Here is a 13,554-nt window from a genome sequence, read left to right on the forward strand (position 1 = left end):
ATCAAAAGGCCTTGCAGGCTGCCGTTTGTCCCCGGATTTGTCCAAACGGATGCGTGGTTCTCACATCCGAATATCGATCCTAATGGTTAATCATCGCTTATTGAAGCCGAAATGCGGTAACACCGTGGCGATATCCCGTCAAAAATAATACACAGGATTTCTTGGTAAACTGCTGGTTTAGATCAAGATTCAGCCTTTTCGCGCTACACGATCTGTTACCGCTGGCCTTAATGCGTGAACAACGCTGTCCGCGTCAGCCATATTCCCGCCCCAACCCCCTTATGCAGCGCCGGATATGGCATGGCAAGCTGGTCCCGGCCTTGCGTTGGCAAGCTGTGGAATTCGGCGTTCAGGAGGCAAGGCGGTCGAGGCGACCGGTTTCCGGGTCGATGCCGTGTTCCTTGAGCTTGCGGTAGAGCGTCGAGCGGCCGATGCCGAGACGCCGTGCGACCTCGCTCATCTGGCCGTTATAATGGTCGATGGCGAGCTTGATCATTTCGAGTTCGACATCGGCCAGCGCACGCACATTGCCACGCTCGTCCAGCGCCCGCAGCGTGCCGAAACGCTGAAGCAGCCTCGCCGGAGGGGCGGGCTCGGCAGCTGCAGTACCGGCGTCGTCAGTCTGCGCGCCATCGCCTTGCGATCCGGTGCTCAAGGCCATGACGGGGTCCGACAAGGACGCATCGGCGTCGAGATTGACGGTGCCGTCGACCTGCGCCCGGATCTGCGGAAATTCGTCAGTCGTGAGCACATCGCCTTCGGCAAGCACCGAGGCCCTGAACACGGCGTTTTCCAGCTGCCTGATGTTTCCCGGCCAATCATAGGCCTGCAGCATGGCCAGTGCGGCATCCGAGATGCCGTGCAGGCGATTGCCCGCCGGCGCCACCTTGTCCATGAAATGCTTGACCAGATAGGGGATGTCGTCGCGGCGGTCGCGCAGCGGCGGCACGACGATCGGGTAAACGTTGAGCCGGTAGAACAGGTCCTCGCGAAACTTGCCGTCCTTGACCTGCTGCAGAAGGTTGCGGTGGGTGGCCGAGATCAGCCTGATGTCGACCCTGACGGTGGAACGGCCGCCGACCGGATCGACCTCGCCATCCTGCACGGCGCGCAACAGCTTGACCTGCACGTCGAGCGGCAGGTCGCCGATCTCGTCCAGGAACAGCGTGCCCGAATGCGCCTCGACGAACTTGCCGGTGTGCTTTTCGGTGGCGCCGGTGAACGAGCCTTTTTCGTGACCGAACAGGATCGATTCGACCAGATTGTCGGGGATGGCGCCGCAATTCACTGTGACGAACGGTTTTGTGCGGCGTTCGCCGCTGCCCTGGATGGCGCGCGCCACCAATTCCTTGCCGACGCCCGATTCGCCCTCGATCAGGATCGGGATGTTGGAGGCCGCAGCCTTCTGGCCGAGGCGGATCACCCGGTCCATCGCCGGGCTATGCGTGATCATGTCCTTGAATGTCAGGTGGCCGCCGCGACGCCGCGACGTGCGCTTGACCTCGTCCTCGACCGCCTCGACCTTGAGCGCGTTGCCGATCGCGGTCTGCAGCCGGTCGGGAGACGCCGGCTTGACGACAAAATCGAAGGCGCCGTGGCGCATCGCCGAGACCACCGTTTCGATGCCGCCCTGCGCAGTCTGCACGATGACGGGAACAGTGATGCCGCGCTCGCGCATCACCTTCAGCACGCCGATGCCGTCGAGGCCCGGCATGACAAGGTCGAGGATGACTGCCGAAATATCCCTCGCATTGGGTCCGTCAAGCGCGCTCAGACCGGCCTCGCCACCATCGGCAACGATGGCGCTGTGGCCGAATTTCGTCACCGCCGCCTCGAGCAGCCGGCGCTGCACGGGATCGTCATCGACTATAAGAATGGAACCTGTCATGACTGATTTGAGTTGCCCGCCTGGGAAATTCCCATGGATCATCTTGGCACAGGGTTCTAAACAAGGTTTCAAAAAACCCGGTGAACGAATTCCTTAGGATTTGACCGGCTTGTCCTTTCCCCTTGATTCCAGAAGGTAATTGTTGATGAGCAGGATTCTCGGTCGGCAGCTTGCGGCGGTAGCGTCCGGTCAGGGCGCGGCGGAACTTGGCGACCTGCCGGAATGGAATCTCGCCGATCTTTATTCCGGCATGGAGGCGCCCGAACTGAAGCGTGACCTTGCCAAGGCGGCGGCCGACGCCGTCGCCTTCGAGAACCGCTGGAAGGGCACACTGGCTGCGGAGGCCGGGCGCGGAAGCGCCGGCAGGCTTGGCGAGGCGCTGACAGCCTATGAGGCGCTGGAGGAACTGATCGGCCGCATCGTCTCCTATGCCGGCCTGATCTATGCCGGCAACACCGCCGATCCGCAGCGCGCAAAGCTCTATGGCGACATCCAGGAAAAGATGACCGACGCCAGCGCGCATCTTCTGTTCTTCGCGCTGGAACTGAACCTGATCGATGACAAGGCGCTCGAATCCGCCCTCGCCGCCGACGCCGGCTTTGCCCATTACCGGCCCTGGGTGCTCGACCTCAGAATGGACAAGCCCTACCAGCTCGAGGATCGGGTCGAGCAGCTGTTCCATGAGAAGTCGATCACCGGGCGCGGTGCCTGGAACCGGCTGTTCGACGAGACGATGACCGATCTGCGTTTCGACATAGACGGCGAGGAACTGACGCTTGAGCCGGCGCTGAACCGCCTGCAGGACGCCGATGGGGAGGTCCGCCGCCGCGCTTCCGAAGCGCTGGCCACAACCTTCCGCAAGAGCCTGCGCACCTTCACGCTGATCACCAACACGCTGGCCAAGGACAAGGAGATTTCCGACCGCTGGCGCGGCTTCGAGGACATCGCCGACTCACGCCATCTCGCCAACCGTGTCGAGCGCAGCGTGGTCGACGCGCTGGCATCGGCCGTGCGCGAGGCCTATCCGCGCCTGTCTCATCGCTACTACGCGATGAAGGCGCGCTGGCTGGGCATGGAGGTGATGAACCACTGGGACCGCAACGCGCCCTTGCCCGAAACGCCGCAAGCGGTGATTCCTTGGGATGATGCCAGGAACACTGTGCTATCGGCCTATCAGCGCTTTTCCCCCGACATGGCGGAGATCGCCCGCACCTTCTTCGACCGCAACTGGATCGACGCGCCGGTCAGGCCCGGCAAGTCGCCCGGCGCCTTCGCCCATCCGACCGTGCCTTCGGCGCACCCTTACGTGCTGCTCAACTACATGGGCAAGCCGCGCGATGTGATGACGCTGGCGCATGAACTCGGCCACGGCGTGCATCAGGTGCTGGCCGGCGGCCAGGGCGCGCTGATGGCTTCGACGCCGCTGACTTTGGCCGAGACGGCCTCGGTGTTCGGCGAGATGCTGACCTTCCGTTCGCTGCTCGACCAGACCACCGACAAGCGCCAGCGCAAGGCGATGCTCGCCCAGAAGGTCGAGGACATGATCAACACGGTCGTGCGCCAGATCGCCTTCTACGAGTTCGAACGCAAGGTGCATGCAGAGCGCAAGAACGGCGAACTGACCTCCGACAAGCTCGGCCAGTTCTGGCTCGAGGTGCAGGCCGAAAGCCTGGGGCCGGCGATCAAGCTGCGCGAGGGCTATGAGGTCTTCTGGACCTACATCCCGCACTTCGTCCACTCCCCCTTCTACGTCTACGCCTATGCCTTTGGCGACTGCCTGGTGAACTCGCTCTACGCGGTCTACCAGAACGCTGAGCATGGCTTCCAGGATAAGTATTTCGAGATGTTGCGCGCCGGCGGCACCAAGCATCACTCGGAGCTTCTCGCGCCCTTCGGCCTCGACGCCACCGACCCCGCCTTCTGGCAGATCGGGCTTGGCGTGATCGGCGGCCTGATCGACGAGTTGGAAGCGCTCGACAGTTAATGCGCGCACCCATTGGACCGATGGCGCAGAGTGGCAGGTTCAGCAGCGGCCTCGACTTTGCAGAATCGCAGAACAGTTTAGCCGGGATGCATGTGACGGCAGCGCTGTTCTTGTTCTAAATACCTGTTCTTGAATAACTCTCCGGCGAAATTTTCCGTTAGCTTTCCCGAAGCCGTATGATAGCTTTCCGACCGAAGCTCAGCCGGGCGCGCGGCTTAAGGCCGGACAGCATCCCGGCCCATGGCAGCGGTCTGACGAATGCGACAGCGACGGTTGGCAATGGGCGGCAAAGCCGAACGCCGACACTCGACGACAGACCGGCTGTTCCCTGAGCCGCCGAACCACATTGGATGATCCGATCTGCCAAGGTCATGACTTGGGACGGCGGCGGACGGATCCGACTGGAGAGAGACGATGACCTTCTTTTACATTGTCCTGGCGTTCCTTGTAGGTGTGTTGGTTGGCTGGTTTATCTGGGGCCGGCTGCGCGGCGAACTCGACAGCCTGCGCGGCGATCTCGACCGCACCCGCAGCGAGCGTGACAGACTGCGCGCCGACGCCGATCGCCTGACTGGCGAACTCGACGCCTGCGGCAAGACCCGCGCCGATCTCGAACGCCGGCTGCGTGAAACATCAGCTCCATCCGCCAAGCCTTCAAGTTCGGCGCCGGCCGCGCTGGTATCGACAGCGGCAAAGGCCAAGTCCGCCCCGGCCGCGAAACCGGCCCCCGCCAAACCCGCCGCGGCCAAACCAGCTGCGGCCAAATCCGCGGCCGCAAAACCAGCGGCCAGCAAACCTGCCGCCGCCAAGGCCGCGCCCAAAGCCGCTGCTTCAAAGCCCGCCGCCGTCCCGAAGAAGGCCGCCCCGGCAGCTGGGAAGGCCGATAATCTGCGCCGCCTGATCGGTATCGGCCCGGTCAACGACAAACTGCTCAAGGGCCTTGGCGTCACGACCTACGCGCAGATCGCCGGCTGGACCGCGGCCGACGTCAAGCGCATCGAGGACACGCTGAATTTCGACGGCCGCATCGCTCGCGAAAAGTGGGTCGAGCAGGCCAAGCTGCTTGCCGCCGGCGACGAAAAGGAGTTCGCACGCCAATTCCCGAGCGCCGGGACCGCCAACAACAGCTGATCCGTCATCGGCAACATAACCAGAAGGCGGCGCTCTCGGGCGCCGTCTTTGTTTTTGCATTCGCCACTGTCTTTGCGCCCTGCGACGCCGCTCCCTCGATTGCACGCCGCCCGGCCCCCATATAGAGCGGTTCTGGCGTCATCGACCGCAGTACCCGAGCCCCATGCCCCTGCCCTCTGCCATTTTCCGCAACGATGAAAGCGGCCGTCAGTTGGTCTTCGACCACCCGGCCGACATCATCATTGCCTATGATGCCAAGGATTTTCTGCCGGCGCTGGCGGCTGCGCAGGCGGCGAGCGATGCCGGCAAATGGCTGGCCGGCTATTTCTCCTACGAAGCGGGCTATCTGCTCGAACCGAAACTCGTGCCGCTGCTGCCTGAAGGCCGGCGCGCGCCATTGGTTTGTCTGGGTGTCTTCGATGCTCCGGCCGAAGAGGCCGTGCCGCGCAACGATGCGCCGGCCACCAATGGCCCCATCTTCGACGCCAGGGCCAGTTGGTCCGCTCAGGACTACGCCAAACGCTTCGCGCGCCTTCACGACCACATCCGCAAGGGCGACTGCTACCAAGGCAACCTGACCTTTCCGGTCCGTGCCCAATGGTCGGGCGATCCGGTTGCTGCCTTCGACGCACTGACAGGACGCCAGCCGGTCAAGTATGGCGCACTGATTTCGCTCGGCGATCCCATCGTCTTATCGCGTTCGCCCGAGCTGTTCTTCGAGATCAATGCCTTAGGCATGATCGAAACCCATCCGATGAAGGGCACCGCACCGCGCGGCGCGACCAAGGCCGAGGACGCGCGGTTGAAGTCCTTCTTGCGCAGCGACGAAAAGAACCAGGCCGAGAACCGGATGATCGTCGATCTCCTGCGCAATGACATCTCGCTGATCAGCGAGGTCGGCACGCTGGAAGTCCCGGAACTGTTCCGCATCGAGAGCTACCCGACCGTCCATCAGATGGTGAGCCGTGTGCGGGCGAAGCTTCTGCCTGATCTCGGCATCCGCCAAATCTTTGGCGCGCTGTTTCCCTGCGGCTCGATCACCGGCGCGCCGAAAATCCGCGCGATGGAAATCCTGCACGAGCTGGAAGACACACCGCGCGACGTCTATTGCGGCGCCATCGGCTGGATCGCGCCTGGCGGCATGATGCGCTTTTCGGTGGCGATCCGCACCATATCGCTCTTTTCCAGTGGCGAGGCAGTTTACAATGTCGGCGGCGGCGTCGTCTTCGATTCGACCGCGCAAGAGGAGTATCAGGAGTGTCTGCTGAAGGCGCGCTTCGCGACGGGGACACCGCCGATTTCGAGCTGATCGAGACGATGCGCTGGGAGCCCGGCCAGGGCTTTCTGCGTTTCGAACGCCATCTCGCACGCCTTTACGGGTCGGCGGAAGAACTCGGCTTTGCCTGCGATCCGCAGCGGATCGGCGAGGTGCTGGCGAATACTATCGGGGCGCAGCAGACGGCGCTGCGCACCCGGCTCGTCCTGCAGCGCAATGGCGAGGTGACGGTTTCTGTTCAGCCTTACGAGCCACTCGCCGCCGACAAGGTCTGGCGGCTGCGACTGGCGCGGGTCCGGCTCTCCTCCACCGACACGCTGCTGCGCCACAAGACCGGCCGGCGGCAAGTCTACACTCACGCCCGCTCCGAATATCTGATCACCCAGGCCGACGAAGTGTTGCTCGCAAATGAGCGCAGTGAAATCTGCGAAGGCACCATCACCAACGTCTTCGCCGATTTCGGTGATGGCATGCTGATGACACCCAGGCTCGACTGCGGCCTGCTGCCTGGCGTATTGCGCGCCGAGCTGCTGGACGAAGGGCGCGCCCAGGAGGCGATCCACAGCTATGACGAGTTGAAATCCGCCAAAACACTGTTCGTCGGCAATTCTCTGCGCGGCTTGATCCCGGCAACATTGGCCTGATACGAAGCGGCTGCGAGAATAACCGCCGGCATTGGACACTTTCTAGCGAAGCATGAATTCTCGTCAGCCCACGCACACGCCCTATGATGGCTCCTCAAAGCTCTTCACCATCGGGCTGAAGCCGCTCGAGCTCGACAAGTGGATCGAGGTCGACCGGTATCTCTTCGACCATCTCGCCGAAAAGCGCCGGCTCTATGCCGAAATTCCCGACAAGGTGTTTGTCGAGGAAGACGGCACGCGCGACACCCAGCGCGAAGTGCGCGGCCTCATCGAAGCACATCTGCTGTCGACATTTCCCGGGATGTACCGGCGCACCAATGCCGGGGTTGAGGTCATTGGCGCCAAAGCCGACTCTGACGCCACCTTCCACGATGCCCCGCTGGTCGCAGCGTCGCTGCTCGTCCAGGAAGACCTGATCCTGATGCGCCGTGACGACACCGGCTGGCGGCTCGCCGCCGGCTCGCTGTGTTTCCCGTCATCCTGGTCGCTGGTCGAGAAGTTCGGCCGGCCGCTGCAGCAGATCCACGCACCGGTGCCGGGCTTCGGTCCGGGCACCAGGCCGGCGGAGCTCATCAACCGCATGTTCGACGGCCTGCAGGGCCAGGCCGTCGAACGCTTCAACTGGTCGATCCAGGCCGGCGACGCGCTCTATCATCCGCTCTCCAATGTCGAGCGCATCGACCGTGCCACCAACCGCCCCTCGCGATTTCCCGACGGCGACGTCAACGCCCACGCCTTCATCCGCGTCGAGCGCCAGACGCTGCGCAAACTGCCTCTGTCGCGCGACATCCTGTTCACCATCCGCATCCATCTCGACCCGCTGAAAGTGCTGGCGCGGCATCCCGACCGGGCAACGCTTGCCGCCTCTTTCGCGGCGCAATTGCAGGCGCTGGATGAGGCTCAACTCGACTATAAGGGGATGACATCAGACCGTGACCGGCTGATGCAACGCCTGCAAACCATGGCTCAGGAGTGACGATGATCCGACATGTTCTGAAGCTAGCCGTCCTGCTCGGTGCATTGCTGGCGTTGCCGGCAACAGCGCATGCGGAACCGGTGACCTATGCGGGGAAGCTCGGCAACATCGACATCGTCGTCGAGTTTACCGGTGATCCGGCGACGGCTGGAGAGGCACTGGCGGGCCGCTATTTCTACCGCTCCAAGGGCGTCGATATTCCTCTGCAGGCGAAGTCGAGCAAGGGCGCCACCTTTCAATTGGCCGAGGAAGAAGCCTGCGATGCCAAGAAGTGCGGCGACGGCCAGGCTCCACCCATCGGCGCCGTCTGGCGGTTGAGTTCCGCCGACAAGGGCAAGACGCTGGAAGGCACCTGGACGGCCAAAAAGACCCTGCCGCTGAAGCTGACAAGGATCGCCAGCCGTGCCCAGACGGAGACGCCGGCGACGACGCCACGCGATCTCTATGATTTCACCGACATGACATTCTCGGGCGACGATGCGCCGATCACCATGGCGGCATCGCCCTACGACTATCTCAAGCTGGATTTCGCGCCCAAGGCAGACGCCAAGGAAGGTTGGCCGGATGCAGCCTACAACTATGTCACCGATCCGCGCACCAAATTCGCCAGGCCGCGCATCGTCGATCTCGCCGGCAGTGCGCCGATCGAAGCCGCCAATGCCTTGCTGCAGAACCGCCATTGGCATGACAGCCTCAGCGCCTTGACATGCGCGGCGCTGCAATATGCCGGTTTCCACGACGGGCCGCCGATGGAGGGCATGGACGACGATTCGCTTGGCGGCTATGAAGACACGACGTCCAAAGTTACGTCATTGACGCCGAAGCTGATGAGCTGGTCGGAATCCGGCAGCCTCTATTGCGGCGGTGCGCGCATCCGAACAACTATTCCGACGCCTATGTCATGGACGTGCGCCGTGGCGCCTTGCTTACCCTTCAGGACATGTTTTCCGATACGGTCGACGGCAAGCCAGGCCCCTCGCTGGCCACCTTCGTCAAGGAGAAGCGCAAGAAGCCAAGCGACCAGACCGAGGTGGATTACGAGGCCGAATGCGGCATCGACGATTTGATCGGCGACTATCTCGGCGCCAGCCTGAAGCGCGATGGCGACAGGCAGGTTCTGGTCTTCGGCCTGCAAGGTTTGCCCAACGTCATCCAGGCTTGCGGCGGCGATCTCGTTGAAATCCCGGACTCCGAAGCACAAGCGCTGCTCACGCCGGAATTCGCGAAACTGCTCGAACCGTAGGCGCATCTGCGCCGTCGGGAACTAACCTTATCCCTGCTTTTCGCTTTATTGTGACAATGATCTATGGTTTGTCGCGCGGCGGTCGAACGGCCGTTTTGGCGCGTTGCTTGAAGGAGTGCTCGATAAAATGGCGAATGAAAACTGGCCCGTTTACGGTGAAATCACCGGCCCTGTCGTGATGATCGGCTTTGGTTCGATCGGACGGGGAACGCTGCCTCTGATCGAGCGCCATTTCAAATTCGACAAGTCGCGCATGACGGTCATCGACCCGCTCGACACCGACCGCAAGCTGCTCGACGAGCGCGGCATCGCCTTCGTCCAGGAGCACGTGACCGAGAAAAACTACAAGAAACTGCTGACGCCGCTTTTGACCAATGGTGGCGGCCAGGGCTTTTGCATCAATCTGTCGGTCGATACCGGCTCGGTCGACCTGATGCGGCTCTGCCGCAAGCTCGGCGTGCTCTACATCGACACCGTCGTCGAGCCGTGGCTCGGCTTCTATTTCGACGCCAGGGCCGACAATGCCAGCCGCACCAACTACGCGCTGCGCGAAGCCTTGATCAAGGAGAAGCACGACAAGCCCGGCGGCGCTACCGCGGTTTCGACCTGTGGCGCCAATCCGGGCATGGTCTCGTGGTTCGTCAAGCAGGCGCTGCTGAACCTTGCCGGCGACCTCGGCCTCGAGTTTTCCGAACCCGCGCAGGACGACCGTGACCGCTGGGCCAAGCTGATGAAAAAGGCCGGCGTCAAGGGCATCCACATCGCCGAGCGCGACACCCAGCGCACCAAGAAGCCGAAGCCGATGAACGTGTTCTGGAACACCTGGTCGGTCGAAGGTTTCATCTCGGAAGGGCTGCAGCCGGCCGAGCTCGGCTGGGGCACGCATGAGAGATGGATGCCGAAGAACGGCAAGGAGCACAAGCATGGCTCCAAGGCTGCGATCTATCTCGAACAGCCCGGCGCCAACACCCGCGTGCGCTCCTGGTGCCCGACGCCGGGCGCGCAATACGGTTTCCTGGTGACGCATAATGAGGCGATCTCGATCGCCGACTTCTTCACCGTGCGGTCGAAGAAGGGGAAGGTGCAATACCGCCCGACTTGCCACTATGCCTATCACCCCTGCAACGACGCCGTGTTGTCACTCCACGAAATGTTCGGCGCTGCCGGCAAGCCGCAGCCGGTCCACCATGTGCTTGACGAAAACGAGCTGGTCGATGGCGTGGACGAGCTTGGCGTGCTGCTCTACGGCCATGCCAAGAACGCCTACTGGTACGGTTCGCAGCTGTCGCTGGCCGAAGCCCGCAAGCTGGCGCCCTACCAGAACGCTACCGGCATGCAGGTCACCTCGGCCGTGCTCGCCGGCATGGTCTGGGCGCTGGAAAACCCGGAAGCCGGCATCGTCGAGGCCGACGAGATGGACTACAAGCGCTGCCTGGAAGTGCAGTCCCAGTATCTCGGACCAGTCAAGGGCTACTACACCGACTGGACGCCGCTCGATAACCGTCCGGGCCTGTTTCCCGAGGACCTCGACAAAAGCGACCCGTGGCAATTCCGCAACATCCTCGTTCGATAGCGGTTCCATACCCCTGCCTCACTGCCTTGCAATCGCCCGGAAATCGGGCGATTGAAGGGAAGCGGACGAGAGCAGTGTGCATCCATTTGGACGCACGAGGGACGGCTCTGGAAACTTGAGGCCACGCACATCGTGTTCTCCAAAACGTCGTTTGACGATTGGGCCGATGCGTCAGGAGAGGATTTGATATGACGATTGCGCGCAAAATTCTTTCTGCGGGCGCGGCGGGCGCTCTTGCGACGATGCTTGCCGCCTGCACCACCGGCGGCTCCGACGGGCCACCGATCTCATCGCAGGCGCGAGGCGTCGAAGGCTCATGGCTGAACGCCGAAGGCAAGGCGGTCTCGACATTGAACGGCGGCGTCTTCACCACCGTTTCGGCGGAGACCGGTGAGAAATTCGCTGACGGCAGCTACACCAAGACCGGCGCCACCTCGGTCGAGATCAACGGAACCTCGCTGATCCGGCAGCAGCCAATCGCTTTCAACTGCCTGCTGGTGTCCATAAACCAGCTGAATTGCACCAGCTCCGCCGGGCAGAACTTCGTGCTGACCAGGCGCGGCTGAACCTTTCCCATGCGGCTTTGCGGATGGCGGCGCCGCGATGCCGCCGCCTTTTTTATGCCGGCAAACCGATGCCGGTTATCCGCCCTGATTCTTCTTGCATCGCCACAACCGCGATGTGAACATACCCGAAATGCTGGCTGTTATCCTGCAGTCGGGCAAGAGCGTTAAACGCCTTTGATCATATCCGGGAGACGAAGATGAAGAAGCTCGCCGCCATTGCCGCCCTCTCTGCCTCGACACTCGGCCTGTCGGCCGCACCATCCTTTGCCGACTACACGTTGAACATCCTGCATTTCAACGATTGGCACAGCCGCATCGAAGGCAACAACAAATACGAGTCGACCTGCTCGGCCGAGGAAGAGACCAAGGGTGAGTGCATCGGCGGCGCCGGCCGGCTGGTCACCGCGATCGCACAGGAGCGCAAGAAGCTCGAAGGCCAGAACGTGCTGCTGCTCAATGCCGGCGACAGCTTTCAGGGATCGCTGTTCTACATCACCTACAAGGGCACGGCGGAGGAGGAATTCCTCAATCAGATCAAGCCCGACGCGGTGACGCTCGGCAACCACGAATTCGACGATGGCGAGAGCGCGCTGGTGCCTTATCTCGACAAGGCGAAGTTCCCGATCGTCAGCGCCAATGTCGTGCCCAACGACAAGTCCGGTGCCGCAGGCAAGATCAAGCCGTCGATTGTGCTTGAGGTCGGCGGCCAGAAGATCGGCATTGTCGGCGCCGTGACCAACGACACGCCGGAACTCGCCTCTCCCGGCCCCAACATCACCATCGCCGACGACGTCAAGTCGATCACCGCCGAGGTCGAGAAGCTGAAGGCGCAAGGCGTCAACAAGATCATTGCCGTCACCCATATCGGCTACAGGCGCGAGCGCGATACCATCGCCAAGATCCCGGGCATCGATGTGGTGGTCGGCGGCCACAGCCATTCGCTTCTGTCCAACACCGACCCGAAGGCGGAAGGCCCCTATCCGACGATGGTCGACAACCCCGACGGCTCCAAGGTGCCTGTCGTGCAGGCCGCGTCCTATTCGAAATATCTCGGCGAATTCAAGGTCGTGTTCGACGACAATGGCAACGTCAAGGAAGCCAGCGGCGACCCGATCTTCCTCGACAAGTCGATCATTCCCGATCCGGCCGTTCTTGCCCGCATCAAGGAACTCGGTGCGCCGATCGAGGCGCTGAAGAACAAGGAAGTGGCCGAGACCACCGAGGCCATCGACGGCAGCCGCGAAAGCTGCCGCACCAAGGAATGCGCGATGGGCAATCTCGTCTCCGACGCCATCCTCGACCGGGTCAAGGGACAGGGCGTCGAGATCGTCGTCTCCAATGGCGGCGGCTTGCGTGCTTCGATCGACAAAGGCACCGTCACCATGGGCGAGGTGCTGACCGTGCTGCCGTTCCAGAACACGCTGGCGACCTTCCAGATTTCCGGCAAGGATCTGGTTGCCGGGCTGGAAAACGGCGTCAGCCAGGTCGAGGACGGCGGCGGCCGCTTCCCGCAAGTGGCAGGTCTGAAATACTCATTCGACAAGTCGGTCGCGCCCAATGCCGGCCGAGTCAAGTCGGTCGAGGTGATGGAAGGCGGCGCCTGGGCGCCGATCAACCCGGACAAGGACTATCTGGTCGCCACCAACAACTATGTCCGCCAGGGCGGCGACGGCTACAAGGTCTTCGCCGAGAAGGCCAAGAACGCCTATGATTACGGCCCCGGCCTCGAACAGGTGGTTGCCGACTATCTCGCCGCGCACCGGCCCTATACGCCCAAGCTCGACGGCCGCATCACCGAGGTTGCCGCAACCGTAGCGGCTGCCCCGGCCGCCGAGCCGGCAAAACCAGCCGAACCGGCACCTGCTCCAGCCGAACCGGCAAAACCGGCCGAGGCTGCACCGGCGGAGCCGGCGATGCCCGCATTGCCGGCAGGCTCCGGCGACATCACCACCACGCCGCCGACTGTCCCGGCGGAAACGGCCCCGTCAACGCCGGCACCGGCAAAACCGGCCGAAGCCGCACCTGCTCCGGCAAAGCCGGCTGACGCCGCCCGGGCCGAAGCCAGCCATGTCATCGTCGCCGGCGATACCTATTGGGATCTCGCCAAGAAGGCCTATGGCGACGGCGCCAAGTGGAAGGTGATCTCCGAGGCCAACAAAGGCTACGAGCCACGCCGGCTTCCGGTCGGCGCGACCTTGACCATTCCGGCGAAGTAACCTCGCTTCGCACTCACGACCAGCAAAACCCGTCCGGGTAACCGGACGGGTTTTTGG

At 62.7% G+C, this 13,554-nt stretch carries 11 protein-coding genes; 10 read left to right on the forward strand and 1 reads right to left on the reverse strand.

All coding sequences use genetic code 11. The annotated features are described in order from the left end of the window. Window positions 1–349: 349 nt before the first annotated feature. Window positions 350–1,888, reverse strand: coding sequence for a sigma-54-dependent transcriptional regulator (locus ACYG9Z_RS08195; protein ID WP_023691752.1), 1,539 nt, complete (start codon window positions 1,886–1,888; stop codon window positions 350–352). A gap of 145 nt (window positions 1,889–2,033) precedes the next feature. On the opposite strand from ACYG9Z_RS08195, the gene ACYG9Z_RS08200 reads away from it, so the two are divergent. From ACYG9Z_RS08200 to ACYG9Z_RS08245, 10 genes are all read left to right on the forward strand, one after another. Continuing rightward, window positions 2,034–3,872 carry a M3 family oligoendopeptidase gene (locus ACYG9Z_RS08200; protein WP_023671941.1) on the forward strand — a complete coding sequence of 613 codons (1,839 nt, stop codon included), beginning with the start codon at window positions 2,034–2,036 and terminating at the stop codon, window positions 3,870–3,872. 414 nt (window positions 3,873–4,286) lie between these two features. Continuing rightward, window positions 4,287–5,003, forward strand: a complete 717-nt coding sequence (locus ACYG9Z_RS08205) for a protein in NADH-ubiquinone oxidoreductase complex (protein ID WP_023751323.1) — start codon at window positions 4,287–4,289, stop codon at window positions 5,001–5,003. Window positions 5,004–5,166: 163 nt separating this feature from the next. Continuing rightward, entirely contained in the window at window positions 5,167–6,312 is a 1,146-nt protein-coding gene (locus ACYG9Z_RS08210) for an aminodeoxychorismate synthase component I (RefSeq protein WP_023751324.1), read from the forward strand. Beyond that, window positions 6,261–6,923, forward strand: a complete 663-nt coding sequence (locus tag ACYG9Z_RS08215) for an aminotransferase class IV family protein (protein WP_031192935.1) — start codon at window positions 6,261–6,263, stop codon at window positions 6,921–6,923. Before ACYG9Z_RS08210 ends, ACYG9Z_RS08215 begins: the two co-directional genes overlap by 52 nt. A 52-nt stretch (window positions 6,924–6,975) precedes the next feature. Further along, window positions 6,976–7,899 carry a heme-dependent oxidative N-demethylase family protein gene (locus ACYG9Z_RS08220; RefSeq protein WP_023751326.1) on the forward strand — a complete coding sequence of 308 codons (924 nt, stop codon included), beginning with the start codon at window positions 6,976–6,978 and terminating at the stop codon, window positions 7,897–7,899. Window positions 7,900–7,901: 2 nt separating this feature from the next. Beyond that, entirely contained in the window at window positions 7,902–8,966 is a 1,065-nt protein-coding gene (locus ACYG9Z_RS08225) for a hypothetical protein (protein ID WP_023751327.1), read from the forward strand. Continuing rightward, window positions 8,930–9,142, forward strand: coding sequence for a hypothetical protein (locus ACYG9Z_RS08230; RefSeq protein WP_031243983.1), 213 nt, complete (start codon window positions 8,930–8,932; stop codon window positions 9,140–9,142). The genes ACYG9Z_RS08225 and ACYG9Z_RS08230 overlap by 37 nt, the downstream gene beginning before the upstream one ends. Before the next feature lie 127 nt (window positions 9,143–9,269). After that, on the forward strand, window positions 9,270–10,715 hold the full coding sequence (locus ACYG9Z_RS08235) for a homospermidine synthase (RefSeq protein ID WP_023751329.1): 1,446 nt from the start codon (window positions 9,270–9,272) through the stop codon (window positions 10,713–10,715). Window positions 10,716–10,903: 188 nt separating this feature from the next. Next, window positions 10,904–11,281: a hypothetical protein gene (locus tag ACYG9Z_RS08240; RefSeq protein WP_023683250.1), complete on the forward strand. Its 378-nt coding sequence runs from the start codon at window positions 10,904–10,906 to the stop codon at window positions 11,279–11,281. 197 nt (window positions 11,282–11,478) lie between these two features. Then, entirely contained in the window at window positions 11,479–13,497 is a 2,019-nt protein-coding gene (locus ACYG9Z_RS08245) for a bifunctional metallophosphatase/5'-nucleotidase (RefSeq protein WP_023751330.1), read from the forward strand. Window positions 13,498–13,554: the final 57 nt, after the last annotated feature.

The sequence above is a fragment of the Mesorhizobium sp. RSR380A genome, from assembly GCF_054719385.1.

Coding starts and splice junctions, on each gene's coding strand:
- ACYG9Z_RS08240 (WP_023683250.1), top strand. CDS start 10,904: ATGACGATTGCGCGCAAAATTCTTTCTGCGGGCGCGGCGGGCGCTCTT.
- ACYG9Z_RS08225 (WP_023751327.1), top strand. CDS start 7,902: ATGATCCGACATGTTCTGAAGCTAGCCGTCCTGCTCGGTGCATTGCTG.
- ACYG9Z_RS08220 (WP_023751326.1), top strand. CDS start 6,976: ATGAATTCTCGTCAGCCCACGCACACGCCCTATGATGGCTCCTCAAAG.
- ACYG9Z_RS08200 (WP_023671941.1), top strand. CDS start 2,034: ATGAGCAGGATTCTCGGTCGGCAGCTTGCGGCGGTAGCGTCCGGTCAG.
- ACYG9Z_RS08235 (WP_023751329.1), top strand. CDS start 9,270: ATGGCGAATGAAAACTGGCCCGTTTACGGTGAAATCACCGGCCCTGTC.
- ACYG9Z_RS08245 (WP_023751330.1), top strand. CDS start 11,479: ATGAAGAAGCTCGCCGCCATTGCCGCCCTCTCTGCCTCGACACTCGGC.
- ACYG9Z_RS08210 (WP_023751324.1), top strand. CDS start 5,167: ATGCCCCTGCCCTCTGCCATTTTCCGCAACGATGAAAGCGGCCGTCAG.
- ACYG9Z_RS08195 (WP_023691752.1), bottom strand. CDS start 1,888: ATGACAGGTTCCATTCTTATAGTCGATGACGATCCCGTGCAGCGCCGG.
- ACYG9Z_RS08205 (WP_023751323.1), top strand. CDS start 4,287: ATGACCTTCTTTTACATTGTCCTGGCGTTCCTTGTAGGTGTGTTGGTT.